The sequence below is a fragment of the Chloroflexus sp. MS-G genome, from assembly GCF_000735195.1.
In the GTDB taxonomy this organism is placed as follows: Bacteria; Chloroflexota; Chloroflexia; order Chloroflexales; family Chloroflexaceae; genus Chloroflexus.
Map to the genome: position 1 here is coordinate 1 of NZ_JPIM01000004.1, position 16391 is coordinate 16391.

Below are 16391 nucleotides of genomic sequence, written 5' to 3' on the forward strand. Positions count from 1 at the left end.
GGGTACGCGGGCCTCTGGCCCGCTGGTGCAGTGGTCGGCTAGAACACATTAAGCCACCCCCTGCCCCCCGTAAGCGGGGGGCTTATCTTATAGGGGGCGAGTTAACTCGGGTTGTAGCCTTCCCCCTGCTTTGCAAGATGTAAGGCTTGCGGGGGGCTTACAGGAGGGGGCTTGCGAGGATCTTACAGAGGGGCTTACAAGAGGATGCTTGCGAGGGGGGAAAGGGAAAGCTAGCGGAACAGGCCATCGTTCGTTTACGCAAGGTAGATGCGGGCCAAAAGCTAATGACAAAGAGCGGTAAGCAGGCCATTTGGTATAGGATTGCCAACATCATTCATCGAAGCAATCACAGGGTTATTCTGTCAGTCCCTACCTCGGCAGTACGAAGAGGTGTTATCCGGAAAACGGTATCACATTAATAGAGGCAGGTTGGAAACCCGCCCCTACCTGCCATGTTGCCCGGAGAAGATGAAGTCGACCGAGCTAATGGACGTCGTTACATCTGATACCGCTACCGCGTGCGGAAGAGCAATATCCTATTGATAACGACGACCACTTCCACAAATCTTTTCCTTGCACCCAATTTATCAACCGATTACGGACGCAATAGCTTCCTTCCAGCCAATATCGCCCCTGCGGCCAGGGCTCCGGCGCCAAGGGCTAGTGGCCCCCAGCGACGAGTGCGCGTATCGGCCAGGACGACACGAGCCGTATTGTAGCCGCTCGCGCCGAAAACGCCACCACCCGGATGGGTACTCGCCCCGGTCAGGTACAGCCCACGGATAGGTGTGCGATAACGGGCCAGCTCTGGCAGTGGCCGGAAGAAGAACATCTGGTCAAAGCTCATCTCGACATGCATTACATTGCCGTGCAACAAACCGATCCGACGTTCGAGGTCAAGCGGGCTTTGGATAAAACGGTCAATAATCTTCCCGCGCATATTTGGTGCGTAACGGTAGAGGACTTCGAGAATGGAGTCGGCAACTGACTCACGAATGTCATCCCAGTGTCGGCCATCACTGAGCTTGTATGGAAAGTATTGCGACCACAGGAAGACAGTGTGTTTGCCAGGTGGTGCAACATCGGGATCAATCGCCGAAAAGGTCATAGCGATGACCGCAGGTTCCCGACTCGGTTCGCCGCGCAGGTAGTCTTCGTAGGCGCGTCGTACATAATTCATACTTGGGCTGAGCAGTTGCAGCCCGTAGTGACTCTCGTGTGGCCGACCGTAGCTGCGCGCCGCGATATAGTCGGGCAATTCCTCAGCGGCACAACGCACCGTCATACCGAAGCCATTCCCGATCCGAATATGTTTAAGGCGACGTACCAGTTCGGGACTGAGGTGTTCGCTGCCCACCAAGTGTAGGAATGTCGTTAGCACATGTGCATTTGAAACGACAATCGGTGCCGAGTAGCGTTGCCCATCAGCCGTCTCTACTCCCTGCACACGACCATTCTGTACAAGAATGCGACGTACTGGCGCATCGAGCGCCACTTCGCCACCCATAGCCTGGAGCGAACGCGCCATCGCCTGGGTCAGCATGCCCGAACCGCCACGCGGGTGTTTTGCACCGCTGTAATGAAGCATCGCATGCCAGCCAAAGAAATCGCCGGCCCCGATCTCGTCTGGTGGTGGCCCACTTTGCGCAGCCAGCCAGGTCATGGCAGCCCGCATTGCTTCACTTTCAAACGTCTCTTCAATCAGTTGCGCATAGCTGGTAAAGAGCCGTCGTGTTACTTCAAGCACTTTTCGTTCTGCTTTGGGCAAGTAGGGAATGCTGGAAGCTACTTTGCCAAACAGTCGGGTGACCGATGGTGGATTGAGAAAAACGTCGAAAACCGCTTCGTTCAGCGGTGTCCAGAAATCAAGAAAGCGCCGATAGGCCTCGGCATCACGCGGACTAACAGTGGCGATGCTCTGGCAGGTACGCTCGACATCGCGGTAGAAGTAGATCGCACCACTACCATCGGGAAGCGGATAGAAGGCATACGGATCCATGTCAATGTACTCGAGACCGTAACGCTCGAGTTCGAGATCACGCACGATCGGCGTCAGATGGATCATGATGTGGGCTGATGAGCCAACATCAATCTTGTAACCGGGAATGACCTCTTCGGTGCAGACGGCCCCACCCACAATGGGGCGTCGTTCGAGCACCAATACACGCTTGCCGGCTTTGGCCAGATACCCGGCACAGGTCAAACCATTGTGACCGCCACCAACGATAATCACATCGTAATCGCTAGTTCTGGGCATGGGCAACCTTTCTCGCAGTGTTCACAAATCTCTCCATGATCAGTATACATCCATCTTGCTGGAGGTCTGGTCGAGATATTGCAACTCAATCTCAAGTACCGCCAGTCTACCGCTCTATCCGATAGATAACAACTTCATCTTGAGCAAATACGACATTTCCGACCTGCGCCAGGACTGCCAGACTGTCGGTCGGATACCGTTCACGCTCTAATTCGCCAACGTAAATGTAATCGATGGCATACTGTTCGATCAACGAGCGAATGCGGTTGAGATCGCCACTTCGGTAGATGGTATCAACGGCGATGCAGCGCGGCCCTAGCTCGGCGAGCGCCTTGGGATCGCCGCCACGCCATTGCAGCTCGTGACCCACCCATCCCAGCACTGTTGGGAAGCCACTCGCTGCGGCTACCCCTCCAAATCCCTGCCAGTTGTACGAGCCACCACAACGCGGCGACTCACGTCCTGCTGCGACCGCGGCTTCGTTTTCAACCGCTACCGCTTCGAGGACGACACTGCCTGCCGGTGCGTGGCGACGCAACCAGGCAATCGCTGCCGCTCCTGCTGCTGTTTGTTCACGAGGGGTATAACCGTTTAGTCCGATCAATGGCCCTTGTGCTATATCACGTACTACAAGCAATGGATAGATGAATGCACCGCTGAGTAGCAGCAGGGTACCGACACTAACCAGGCCGGCAGTCAGCCGCTGTCGGCCAGGTGCCTGTGCCCAGATCCACCAGAGCGCGACCGGCGCCAGAATGCCCCAGAGCAGCCAGACCTGGTAGTAGAACTTGAAAACGGTATTCATCCGAGCCGATAAGCCCTCAAAGACATCACGGATGTAGATAATTTCAACACCGAACAGAATGATACTGCCGAGAGTAGCAACGATCATCCCGAAACGAAATCCGGTTTCGGAGGAGATCAGCGCACGCCATCCAGTGTATGCCGCCAGACCACCGAGTGCGAGCAGCGGAAAGCCAACCAGGAGACCACCGATCAAGAGTATCAGTGGCAACCAGCGTAACCAGCGGGGTGTTGCTGCCTCAGACTCGGTGACGTTTGCTACACCAGATGGGTAGAGGTAACTACCGGCAATAATCGGCAGGGCCATTAGGCCAAAGATAATGACGAAAGTGTGCCAGCCGCTCCGCTCACCGAGGTAAACGCCGATGATGCTGGTTAGCCGTCCAAGCAGAGGTATATCGAGCCAGGGAGTGGCGCCGCCAACCGGTGTCCGAAAGGTGAGGTGAAAAGGGAGAAACATGACAGCAGCGATGAAGATGCTGATAACAACCTCGCGGAGCCATTGCCACCACCGAAATACCGTTGGAGAGTGCCTGTATGTCAGCGCCAGGCTTCCCCAGTAAAGCAGAAGATAGGTCGGTAGTTCCCAACTGTTTATTGCGTAGAGACTACCCAGGATGATACCGTGTAAGATGCGGATGAACCAGTCGGTACGCTGGTTGCCAGTGTCGGTCGGTGCATGGCCGGAACCCGCCAGCGCACTAACCGCCAGTGCCAGACCGATTGCCAGAGTTGCGAAAGGCAATGCCATCACATGTGGATGCATGTCGCCAAGCCGCAGGCTAAAGAAGGGGAACTCGGTAATCGTATAGCGGCGCTCACGCCGTGGCGGTTCACCAGCAATGGTGTAGCTATCCCACAACGAACGCGATGGCCACCACCAATTAAAGTTGTTCCATTTGTCAGATCGCCGCCAGCCCTCTACAACACCAAAATCCTGTGCGTTCGTCGGATATGGCAACACAATGACGGATTCACCTCGCGATGCCTGCCCTAATGCGGTCATCAACTGACGGTCATCAAGTACTACTGCCCGTTCGTCACCTACAATGACCTGGATTGCTCCCGATTGATTACCGGCAACCAGAATCATGAGCGCGCCTAAGATACCGAGTGCGTTCCGAATCAAACCGGGTGGTGGTCGGTGAAGTAGGTTCAATAGTGTGTCAATGAGACCGGCAGCTCCCTGGGCAGTCATTCCGGCCAACAGTGCGAGGGCCAGGTTGTACGCTGTTGCCGGTGGTAAGCCACTCACCATCGCCGGAACAGCCATCAGTAAATAACCGAAATAGTAGTAGTTAATGCTATATCCGGCCAGCCACGGGTCTTTGGGTGGAAAGAGACCACTCCGCTGGATGGCGTTGAAAAAGGCAAAATCCATTGGGCGTTCGGTTCCCCACGGTGTGGGGTCATGCACTCGGAGCCAGACTATTCCGATGAGCGTGATGAGAAAGATCGTTTCACCGCTTATCACTGCATTGAGCGGCGGTAAGCGGCGTTGCTTGTCGCGCCATAACCAGAACCACCCACTCACGCCGGTTACGAGCAGGCAGATCACAATCAGCGGTAACTCGAAACGGCCTAAGCCGAGCATTGCCAGCAACCACGCGGTAAATCCGGTAAGCAGCAGGCCAAGCGGGCGGGCCAGGGCAAAGGCCATACCCGGAAGATGACCAAACAAGCGCACGGCAGCCGGCCAGCCAACGATGGTAAAGAGCTGCGCTGTTAGCCACCAAACCAAAACCTCACCTGCCAGCCCACTCATGGCTGTCCTCCGTTGAGCTGCGCCAGCATCTGTCGGGCTTCGGCGGCCCAACGTCCGTCTGGCGCCAGTTGCAGATAGCGCTGCAACGCATCTTGTGCCAGTCGCGGCTGATTACGGGCCAGAAAGAGGCGTGCTAGTTGGAAGTAGGGGTCGGGTACGCTTGGATCAGCACTCATTGCCTGCCCAAGTGCAATCTCTGCTTTATCAAGCCAGCCCCAATCAATCAGCGCCGTTGCCAGTTTGTTGTAATTCCCGGCTGTCGGGCTGGCCTTGATTGCCGCCAGGTAGGCTTGCTCCGCTTCTTCGTACCGTCCGGCGTCGGCCAGAATATCACCCCAAAGATGATGTAAGCCTATATCGTTTGGATTGGCTGCCGCCGCCGTTGCTAGTATCTGCACGGCCTCGGCAAGTCGCCCCTGGCGACGATAGGCATCGGCAAGGCCAAATGCCAGCGGTGCATTGGTTGGCTGTGCAGCCACTGCCGCTTCCAGTTCAGAGAGATCAATCGTCGGTTCATTGGGTGGTGGCGGTGGCGGAGGTGCAACTGGTGGTGTTTCGGCGCCGAAGAAGCGATAACTATCGGGTAACGGAGGAACAGCGTAAATCGTTACCCCGTCTTGCTCGTATACCGGGCGCAGGTAGCGATCGCGCAGCACGGCAAACTTGGCTAACCCGGTCGGGTAGAAGGCACGCTCTACCCCACCAATATAGACATAATCAACATCGTACCTGGCCAGAATCCGCAAAGCAACCTCCGGATCGGTGGTGGTAAAGAATGTTTCAACATCGCGCACTCGTCTGGCGGTTGTTACCGGGTCACGCTGTTCATCAGCATGCAGGGCGCTGATCACCGTCGGTAAACCGGTAGCTGCTGCAACCCGAATCCCGTAAGCTCGGTAGAACCAGAGACTAGATTGCAAGACAACCGGTGTGCCATCGATCTGCTGATTGAGCCAGCGAATTGCGGCTGCATCACCGCGTAAATCAATCTGCACCGCAGTTGTGTTCGCTTCACACCCGCCAAAAGCGTTGCAATCGTAGGTAAACGTTGCCTGTTTCATAAAGGCCATGCCATCGAGTGTTGGTTCGGTATGAACCGCAAAACGGGTCACAATCCGTGATGGAATAGCAACCGGTAGGTAACTCCCGGCAATCAATGCGGGAATAGCGATCACTGCGATGCCGGCTGCCATTGCGCTGGTACCGTGACGTACCATCAGGTGACGTAAGAGTCTGGGTAAAAGACCGGCGGCTGCCAGTCCTAACAACACCCAGATATGGAGGCCAAACTTAAACACGGTGTTCATGCGGTACCATTCGCTACCATCGAGATGATCGCGGATGTACACGATCTCGATGCCCAGAGATACCGCCCAGGCTACCCAGGCCAAGAACAACGCATACCATGCCGGTTCCCCTGCTGCCCGTCGGACCAACAACGCTGTGGTGAGGAGGAGGACGATCAGCAAGCACAAACGCAGCGTAAGTTCGGGGAACGCAGCACTCAGAATGATGACGATCCCCAATCCGCTTACTAGTAGCATCCCCGGTTTTGGCGGAATCCGGTTACGCCAGCGCTGTACCGCTGCGCCAATAATGACCGGTACGACGATGGTGAGCGGTAGACCGTAGATGAGGAGATAGTCAAATGGCAGGGTGACGCCAGACGTGACGAATCCGAGACCGCGTACCATCGGCCAGTAGCGATCAAAAAATGGCGTAAAGAGGAGTAACGATCCGACTCCCAGACCGATTGCGCGTGTAACAGCAAGCACGAGAGGTTGCCAACGCCAACCGTGGCGACGAACAGCGCCAGCAATGATCGCCAATCCACTGAGCAGCCCGTACGTTGGAAAGTCCCACGAGTTGGTAACCGCCAACGTTCCCAATGTTAATGCACTGAGTGCCCAAAGTGCCTTGCTAGGGCGACGTATCAACTGCCAGCCACAGGCAATCGCCAGCAGTGATAACGGTAAGGCAATCAGATGTGGATGCAGGTCGGCATAAAGAAAACTAAACAGCGGAAACTCGTTGATCGTGTTTGGAATCACCCGGCTCGGCCCAACAAACCAGTCACTTAGTAATGTTATGTCTCCGTTTAACAGCAGGCGCAGTCCGTTTACTCCCTGTGACCAACCGGCAGGAATCAGGCTGGTGAGATTGCCAACTAGCCCGATCAGGGCCAGCGCAACGATGCCGTATCGCCGACGTTCGCCGAGCCGTGTCCCCAATTCGTAAGCGCCGGACAGCAGCATACCGTACAGAGTTGCCAGCGCCAGATTGAACCCTATCGCCGAGTCGAGGCCGAGCAGTTTTATCGGCAACGACATCAGGTAGAGGCCATAGTAGTAGTAGTTGATGTAGCCGTTGCTGTAGAATGGATCGTAGGGCGGCATTACCGGACTGCGCAAGATAGCGTTGAGAAAGCCTTGCTCCATCGGTTTTTCGCCACCCCAAACCGGATGCCACAGATCGGGGTTAAAGGCCCGAATACAGACCATCATGAAAAAACCGGCCAGGAAGATCAATTCACTGGGGATGATTGCACGCATCATCGCCCAATCGGGCCGTACCCCACGCCACCAGAGCACGACATTTACCCCTATGATAATTGCCAGTCCACATAGAACACCGACGTTGTCGTATCGCCATACACCAAGACTGGTCGGTAGCCAAATGGCGTAACCGAGCATGATCAGCCCGATTGGACGCGCCCATACCAGGCCATGATGACCCAGGGCGGCGTATGCCGGTAAGATACCCAGGCCAGCAATGAGATACCAGATCCCCAGCCAGGCAATGAGTGCCAGCCACTGCTGCTCGCTTAGCACGGTATTCCATCCCAGGTGACCAACTGCGGGAAGTTGTTGAACGGGTTGCGTCAATTCCAGGGCTGGCGTTGTGCGCATGGTCGGCGGTCTAATCGGGAGATCGTTGGTGAGCATCTGGGGTTGACCAGGTGTGCGCACTCGGTACAAGACGCTCTCGCCAGTCTGAAAGACGCGCTCGAGCGCACCACGCTCGACCAGTGTTTGAAACTTTGCTAATCCCTCTGCGCTGTAAAGCTGTCGCTCAACACCACCAACATAAACGTATTCAACGCCATAACGTCCTAATGCTGCCAATGCAATATCTGGATCAGGCGTATTGTAGATAGTAGCAATGATCTGTTGGCGATAATTGATCACCGGCGTTGCATTCACTGCACTTCGCTGCTGAATCTGATGCCATTCCCAACCGAGCAGTGTAGGCAGGCCGGTGAAGGTAGCGATACGTCCTGCCCACTGGTACGACGGTTGGTGCGCTTCGAGGATGATCGGTGTGCCACGCGCATTGCGCCGTAACCAGTCAATGGCGGCGGCATCTTCATCGAGCGAATACGCAGGACCATGTTGGGCGGCATTGATGCTGCTCAGAAACGCTGCGCCATCCAGGGTACGTGGCGCGTCCGGATTCCAGCGATCGGCAATTCGTGCCGGTATTGCGGTCAACGGGTATACCAGACCGGCAGCCAGAACCAACCCACCGATTGCTCGTAATAGCCAGCACCAGCGTGGTGCCAAGAGCCTGGTCGCTGCCCATCCCCATGGCATCGCGGCAGCCGCAGCCAGCGCCAGCAACATCCACGAGTGGAGGCCGAATTTGAAGACAGTGTTCATGCGGCCAACATCACCGCGCACGACCACCACCTCAACCATCGCCCACAAGCCGATCCCTGCCAACGTCCAGAGTACCGGTACCACAAATCCGATAGCCTGATTTCGGATGCGCCACAGGACCCAGGCAGTTATCACCAGCATAACCAGGAGCGGCAGCACTGCCACCAAGTCGAATATGAGCGCTAATACCCAGAATGCCAGTGGCCCGATCACTATCAAGAGTGTTTCACGCCGACGCCACGCCCACAATCCGATTCCCAAGAGCCAGAGAACTACCCAGTGACCGCCAATGGTAAACAGTTGACCGGCAGTCGTGCGTTCGGCGTTGATAATGGCCTCGAGCAGAGAGAAGCCAGGCCCTTGCCAGAATGCAATCCCGCTCGACTCGGTAACGAAGTTGGCAATGAATGGCGCAAAGAGCAGATTACCGATCAGTGCCGGTGCAACACCGACGACGATTGCAGCCAGCCCTGTTGCAGGCCAGCCCCATCCTGCTCGTCGCCAATGCCGTCCACTTGCCAGGGCCAGCATAATTCCGGCCAAGCCGACAAAGGTGGGGTAATCCCAGGTATTGGTTGCCCGAATGGCGCCTGCGACCAGTCCCAACCAGCCGATAATCCACCAGTGGCGTACCGTTCCCTGCCGCATCCACGCCAATGCCAATCCCAACGCGGCCAGGCTGAGCGGCATCACGAGCATATGGGCATGGAGATCGGCAAACAAAAAGGTGAAAAAGGGGAATTCGTTAATCGTTCCCGGCACAATTCGGGTGGCATCCCAGAAGGCCCACTCGTAGCGGCCCTTCCTCATCTGCTCGGCTGCATAGCCATTCAAGAACCAGCCAACCTGAGCCAGGTTCCCGATCAGCAGCATCAATACCGGTGCACTAACACCGGCAATCAAGGCTACATTGGTCCGTCGGGATTGTGGGGCCTGTGTCGCTACCAGGTTATATACGAGGCCAAAGGCCCCTAGCGCAGTCAGTGCGAAGATAGTCGCAACCCCCAGATTGTATCCGACCGCCGGCGCAACTCCGCTGAGGTGAATGAGCGCGCCAACCAGCACAAATCCGAAATAGTAGTAATTGATGTATCCACCAGCATGCCACGGATCGAATGGCGGGAAAGCTGCACTACGTAAGACGGCGTTCAGATAGGCGAGATCCATTGGCTTTTCGCCACCACGTGCCGGATGCCAAAGATCAGGGTTCAACCAGCGCAATGTGATGCCGAGCAGCAAAAAGCCCAAAAAGATGATTTCGGCTGTGAATAACACCGGCCAGCGTTCTTGCCAGATGCGACGCAGAGTTGCGCGCTCGCGCCAGCCGAATACCCCGCCGAGCGCCAGCACGACCAGCCCAATTGACCAGAGGGTTGTTGGACTAAACGGTACCAGGCGTAGGCTGCCTCCTAGCCACGCCAGATACGCTACCAGCAATAATCCCAGGATTTTTGCCAGACTGAAACCACAATCGGGAAGGTGGCGTAACCGTAGCCCAATCACCGCAAAGACGGCTAGGGCCGGTGCTTCGAGCCAGAACATCCACCATAGTGCGGTAAACGGCGCCGTTCCCAGCCATGACCACCAGTCCCCACCCTTCGTATAACGCGGCCAGATGCTCTCGGTCAGGCGCAGTGCGGTTGGATTCCGGTCGGCAATCAACAACGGCGATTTGTAAACTTCACCCCATTCGACATTGCCGGTAATCAGTTGCTCGGCTCGCTCACGACTGTAGAGCGGTGTCTTACGAAAGATCAACACTCGCGGATGGTCATAGACACTAAATGCCTCTTCTGCCATCCAATCAGGGATCCGAATGCCGAGGATCGTTGGATATGAGGTGATCTCCGCGACTAACTCAAAACCAAGTTCACCGTTAAAGAGATAATGATAGTAGCGCATTAATGCCGGATAACGCATGCGCAGCCGTGATGTGCTGTCATAGACCCGATTGCTGGTCAGTGTAATGTAGTCAGCCTGATCGAGCTGATCGAGCAGCCCAGGTTCATCCCCACGACCAAAGTATTTAACCGGTTCATCCTCGGCATACGGTGATGACTCGATACCAAAGAAGGTAACGTTCCAGGCCGCGTTTCTCGTTGCCTGCAACGGTAACGGATCATCCCAGCGCTCGTACATCACAGAGCTGCCAGGAGGTGCATGATCGGCCAGCCAGCGTGCTGCCTGTACCCGTGAATGCGGAACAGTATAGATGCGCGAGAAGGCGTATGCCCATAGTGCCGTTGCTACCAGTACTACCGGGAGCGCATACCTGGCCGACCAGACCAGGATACGCGCTATTGTTAGGCCAACGCGCCGAAACCGGTTAGTGACCCTGGTATGTGAAGATGTACGTTGTCGCCATCGTCCCCAGCGCGCCAGCACGACCAGTGCCCACGCGGCCAGGATCGTGAGTGCACCATAGATCGGCAACAAATACCTCATCGTGATCGCGAATTGATTGCCTTGCCACCCGAAGTAGAAGGCCACCCAACACCACAACACCCATGCCGGATGCCACGAACGTCCGATCAACGGTGCAGGATGCACCGCCCATTGCCAGCCACGCCGAATATGCCGACCGGCAAAGAGGAACCAACCGCCCCAGGCCGCCAGACCGAGGAATGCTCCCATCCCCCACACAACCATATTGATCCATGGGAAGAGGTACGCCGGTCGTCCAACCCATTGCTGACCAGGGGGAAAGTCGTATTCGCCGGTAACCAGCGCCCGCACCGTTGTCAGATTCTCGCGAAATCGCGGTTCGAGTCGAATATCGAAGAATCCAGCCCCATGCAAGAATGATGGGCCTTCAATGAGCGGTGAGTCAGGACGTGAGCCGATAAACGCATCAGGAGCCAGTACCCGAAACGTCACCAACGAGATGCTACCGGCCAGAATGAGTAGCCAGATTTCACGTTGCAACCAGCGATTAATCAACTCGCTCCAACTACGTCCGCGCAAGGCTCGTTGTGCGGCAATAATGGTTGCCACAATGGCCAATCCACCAATGGTCGCCATCGTAATGCGGTTGGCTGTAGCCGCACCAATGCTGAGACCGAGAGCCAGATACGAGCCGATACCACCCCCTTGGGCAATCCGTACCGTCCAGTACAGCCCCAACAGACAAAAAAAGGTTGAGAAGGCAGGGTCCACAAAAAAATGACTTTGCTGGATGTGCATCACCGTCAGCGCAGTCAGCAGTGCCGCTAGGAGCGCAATCTTGCGGTTGAATAAACGTCGCCCGATCAGATAGACGATTAGGATGCTCCCAACATCAAACGCTGCTGCCAACGCTCGCCCAACATTGACGATCTGACCATAACTGGTGAGGTCAACTCTGTCCGGATTCAACAACCAGATGAGAGGGATCAACCGCGGCCAGTTTCGTTCGGGATTATTCACCAATGGCCCATAATCGGTGCGTTTTTCGGTTGGCGCTGTCGGGTTCGCTCCAACTCGTGGTGGCCCGGTGATAGTCAGCACTTGGGCTGGCAATACTTCAGTCGGCGTCAACAGTACTGCCACAACCCGCGTAAGCATAATGGGCAATGGCCCATAGACGTACAGCGGAAACTGCTCATAGTTACGCGGATTGAGCGGTGAGCGGCTGGAGTCGTAGAATTCACCGATGGATCCTGGTAAACGAACAGTTGAGGCAACGTAGGTGAAAAAGCGCTCATCAGGATGTTGACCGGTTCGCGAATCCCAGTCGAAGAGGTTGAGAGTCCGAAAATAGATTCCCAACAGTAAAATGGCCGTCAGCCCGAGGCGGACGACCCATGGCTGATAACGGGTTACAGCCTGTCGCACAGTGGTTCTCTCGGAAAGTCCACGCATCTTGTCTAATAATGGATCGCATAGATAACAATAGCGTACACGCTGGCATTATACACCGCCATCGATAAGCTGTGCTACAAGTGACCCTATTGCCTGCAATGTGACGCAGTGCATCTGCCGTCCACCTGGATAGATACGTAGATTCGGTCCGAGTGCACAGCGATCCTGACAGCCGCCTGCGATACACTCGATCCGTTGCAACAAATGAGCCTGGCGGAGTTGTTGTTCAAGCGTTGATAGGATGTCGGCTGATCCCCGACTACGGCAATGAGGGCCAAGACAGATGTAGATACGAATCATATTCACGTGCTCAGCAGAAAAATTCAATACCAGTGTACAGATTGTATCAAAAGGTCGCTCAGGCGTAACCTGCACTATTTCCCTGGGCGCGCGGGCCTCCGGCCCGCCTCTTGCCCGCTTGCCTGGGTGCGCGGGCCTGTGGCCCGCCTCTTACCGGTCGGACACGTTTGTGGAGCGCCGCAGGCCTGGTAGCGCAGGCCTGTGGCCTGCGCCTTACCGGTCGGACACGTTTGTGGAGCGCCGCAGGCCTGGTAGCGCAGGCCTGTGGCCTGCGCCTTACCGGTCGGAAACGTTTGTGGAGCGCCGCAGGCCACAGGCCTGCGCCTTGCGGTGTATAGCCAGCACCCGGCGGGAGGCGGAGCAGCTTGCCTTGTAGCGCGGGCCACAGGCCCGCGCCTTGCCGGTCGGAAGCTCTTGGTAGCGCCGCAGTACGCCAGTGGGGTGGGATTGTTCCGTAACTTCTCTCCGAACTTGCAACAAAATGGGAGGGCAGGTTTCCCTCCCTCCTGTGCAATGAAACAGACAGAATTGACGGCTATACCCGGAAGCGTTCCAGATACGCCTGCGTATCAAATGGTTTCGGAGTGGGACGCGGTAGCGGTTCAAGTGGTGGCCGACGATAAAAAATGCCAAGCGGCAGGCGTTCACGCTCAACTGCGTAGTGCATCGCTGCATCGAGATCTGATGGATCGTGATCTGCGGGCAAATTGTACACCAGCTCCTTATACAGTTTATACGTATCGTAAAAGGTGACGCATGGACTTAACACGTGAATAAAGGCAAAACCGCGATGCTCAAGCCCGGCTTTGATCAGTTCTGCCAACTGCTTCGGCTGACTCGAAAAACCACGGGCAACGAATGAAGCTCCACTCGACAACACAATTGCCAGTGGATGAAGGGGTTGGGCCGATTGACCGTAGGGTGTGCTCTTTGTAACGTGTCCGCGCGGTGAGGTCGGAGACGTCTGCCCTTTCGTTAGGCCATAAATCGCGTTATCCATCACCACAACAGTAATATCGAGATCACGCCGTGCAGCGTGCGGTAAATGCCCCAGCCCGATACTGAAGAAATCGCCATCACCACCCACCGCCATCACGGTCAAATCGGGGCGGGCAATTTTCAGCCCAATTGCTGCCGGTAACGCACGACCGTGTACCGTATGCAATCCGTATGTCTGCAAAAAGCCGGGTAGTCGTGAACTACAACCGATACCGGAGACCACAGCCAGGTCTTTCGGATTCATTTGCGTTGCGGCCAACGCCTGCTGAATAGCAGCCAAAACGCCGAAATCACCACAACCTGGACACCAGATCGGTTTCAGATCGCTGCGGTAATCGGACGGTTTGTAAACAACGGGCGGCGTAGTAATTGGTACAGCAGTCATAATTGTCTCCGCATCTAAGCTACGTGTGAAGCATATCGTCATCAAGACAATACCGGTTCAGCAAGCCCATTTAGGACGTGAATCTGGCGTAGAATCTCTAATCGCGAGAACGGCATACCGGTATATTTGGTCATTGAGAGCACTTTAATCCCCAGTTCAGCCTGGAGTAATTTAGCAAACTGACCCTGGAAATTCACTTCCGGTACCAGCACAATCTCGACCTGTTCAAGAAATTCGTTAATCGCATCAACCGGTAATGGCGCCAGCATCTGAACCTGCAACATTGCTACCGGTACTTCTTCCTGACCGGCCAGATAGACTGCACCACGACATGGGCCAGCAGTAGTTCCCCAGCAAATAATTCCTACTTTGGCCCGCTCGGCGCCAAAGCGGCGAACGTACTCGCGTGAATGTTGCAAGGGGGCCAGCTTGCCCCAGCGCTTCTCGGTCATTAATGCGTGATTCTTCGGTGTGTAATCGGGGTTGCCATACTCATTATGTTCAAGGCCGGTTGCAGTGTATTGCGCATACGCCACGCCCGGCGCAACCATCGGCGAAATCAGGTTTGCGGTTATCTCGTAACGGCGATACTGTTTGGGTGCTAGCGAACCGTTTGGCCGCAAGCGATCAACGCGCGGATACTTGTTCAGATCAAATGGTTCGACGGTCTCGGTGCGGAACGAGAGCGAATAATCGCTGAGTAAGATAACCGGCGTCTGATATTGCTCGGCCAGATTAAACGCCCAAACCGTCAGATGAAAACACTCGGCAACGCTGGCCGGAGCAAGCACGATCCGCGGACTATCACCGTGGCCCCCGTGCAGCGCAATATTTAAATCCGACTGCTCCATCTTGGTTGGTAGGCCGGTGCTGGGACCACCTCGCTGAGCATCCACGATCACCACCGGTATCTCGGTCATACTAGCATAGCCGATTGCCTCACTCATCAGCGATAGCCCTGGCCCAGAGGTTGCGGTCATGGCGCGCTTACCGCCATACGAAGCACCAATGCAAGCCATAATCGCTGCAATCTCATCTTCAGCTTGCATATAACCGCCACCGATTTGAGGGAGCATCGCTGCCATTCCCTCCATAATATCCGAAGCGGGAGTAATGGGATAACCGGCAAAGAACTCAACGCCGGCATGCAGCGCACCGGCAACAATCGCCTGATTACCGGTCATCACGTAGCGTTCGTGTTCGGCGACCGACTCCATCCAGAACGGATCGCGTTTCTCCAGCCGCTGAGCATAGGCAATGCCGGCGCGCAACGCTGCCAGGTTGCTCTCTAGCAAGTCGGCTTTTTTGCCCAATTTTGCCCGTACAATGTCTTCGAGCTTATTCAAACCTAAGCCAAACAACGTGGCCACCACACCGAGCGCTGCCACATTCTTTCCACGGCGATTGCCGACCTCCTGCGCTATGGCGCCGATTGGTACCGGATAAGCGACACCACGAAACTCGGTTGGCAGCTCAAATTCTTCGGGATCGTAGAGGAGTACCGCGTTCGAAGCCAAATCAGCATGGTGTAAATCCCACGCTTCACGGTTAAATGCGAAGAGCACATCAACCGCATCGCCCATTGAGCGTACCGGGCTATTCGACGCACGAACCTGGAACATCACCGGGCCACCCTTGATCTCGGCTGGAGTGGTCCGAAAGGTAAAGACATGCAAACCAGAACGGGCAGCCGCTTGCGCGAGCATCTCGCCCGTCGCCGTGCTGCCATCACCGCTTTCGCCAGCTACGCGGATGACGATATCTTCCTTCTGAATCATGGCAACCTCGCCGCAGCTTCGTTGCTTTGTACCTGCGTTGGTACATAAAGCAAATGAGAGATGGATTGTCCCTATCATAGCACTGCCACAATCGCACTGCAATGCCCTTTTTATTGTGATAACTAGTGCGATGTTTGTGCAAAAATAATGCGTGATGGAGGGCAGTGTATGACAAAGCGGCGCAGCAGCCAATTGTTAGGACGAACATTGCCGGGCTATGAAAGGGTGCGCCCTGGCATACCCATTCACGGTGTGTATGCAGGTGCGCTGCTTCCCGTTCCGCATAAGCGTTATCGCCTCATAACAGATAAACCCAAGCGATGAATGGCACACAATGGACGATCAGTGCATGGTGGGGCAAGATGCCGTCTTGCCGGAGAAGTGGTTTGCGAACCTCTCCCATTGATCTTCGCCTGCAATTCGGGTATCTCGGCCAGGTTTTGTAGATGATTAAGAGCCTGATCAAAAGCCCAGATTTCTCATTGGGCATGTAGCGAACCTGCCTATCATTTCGTGTGGAGGTGCTAACATACTTTCGCATCAGCCACACTTCGTCCCCTCTTTCAACTGTGTGGGAGCGGAAGGGAGGGCAGGGGGAAGGTGA

Annotated in this window: 6 protein-coding genes; all 6 read right to left on the bottom strand. The window is 55.6% G+C overall.

Annotated elements, in window-relative coordinates; all coding sequences use genetic code 11:
- Nucleotides 1-595: 595 nt before the first annotated feature.
- Complete coding sequence (locus tag JE47_RS0101245; protein WP_031458020.1) at nt 596-2257, bottom strand: phytoene desaturase family protein; 1662 nt, start codon at nt 2255-2257, stop codon at nt 596-598.
- A 106-nt stretch (nt 2258-2363) separates the two neighbouring features.
- Nucleotides 2364-4826 (bottom strand): DUF2298 domain-containing protein, encoded by a 2463-nt coding sequence (locus tag JE47_RS0101250; RefSeq protein ID WP_031458021.1) that lies wholly within the window; start codon nt 4824-4826, stop codon nt 2364-2366.
- On the bottom strand, nt 4823-12298 hold the full coding sequence (locus JE47_RS0101255) for a DUF2298 domain-containing protein (protein ID WP_031458022.1): 7476 nt from the start codon (nt 12296-12298) through the stop codon (nt 4823-4825). The genes JE47_RS0101250 and JE47_RS0101255 overlap by 4 nt, the downstream gene beginning before the upstream one ends.
- A gap of 75 nt (nt 12299-12373) precedes the next feature.
- A complete protein-coding gene (locus JE47_RS0101260) occupies nt 12374-12625 on the bottom strand; it encodes a (2Fe-2S) ferredoxin domain-containing protein (protein WP_031458023.1) in 252 nt (83 codons plus the stop codon).
- A gap of 535 nt (nt 12626-13160) precedes the next feature.
- Entirely contained in the window at nt 13161-14009 is an 849-nt protein-coding gene (locus JE47_RS0101265) for a 2-oxoacid:ferredoxin oxidoreductase subunit beta (protein WP_031458024.1), read from the bottom strand.
- A gap of 41 nt (nt 14010-14050) precedes the next feature.
- Entirely contained in the window at nt 14051-15787 is a 1737-nt protein-coding gene (locus JE47_RS0101270) for a 2-oxoacid:acceptor oxidoreductase subunit alpha (protein WP_031458025.1), read from the bottom strand.
- Nucleotides 15788-16391: the final 604 nt, after the last annotated feature.

Coding starts and splice junctions, on each gene's coding strand:
- JE47_RS0101265 (WP_031458024.1), bottom strand. CDS start 14,009: ATGACTGCTGTACCAATTACTACGCCGCCCGTTGTTTACAAACCGTCC.
- JE47_RS0101260 (WP_031458023.1), bottom strand. CDS start 12,625: ATGATTCGTATCTACATCTGTCTTGGCCCTCATTGCCGTAGTCGGGGA.
- JE47_RS0101270 (WP_031458025.1), bottom strand. CDS start 15,787: ATGATTCAGAAGGAAGATATCGTCATCCGCGTAGCTGGCGAAAGCGGT.
- JE47_RS0101250 (WP_031458021.1), bottom strand. CDS start 4,826: ATGAGTGGGCTGGCAGGTGAGGTTTTGGTTTGGTGGCTAACAGCGCAG.
- JE47_RS0101245 (WP_031458020.1), bottom strand. CDS start 2,257: ATGCCCAGAACTAGCGATTACGATGTGATTATCGTTGGTGGCGGTCAC.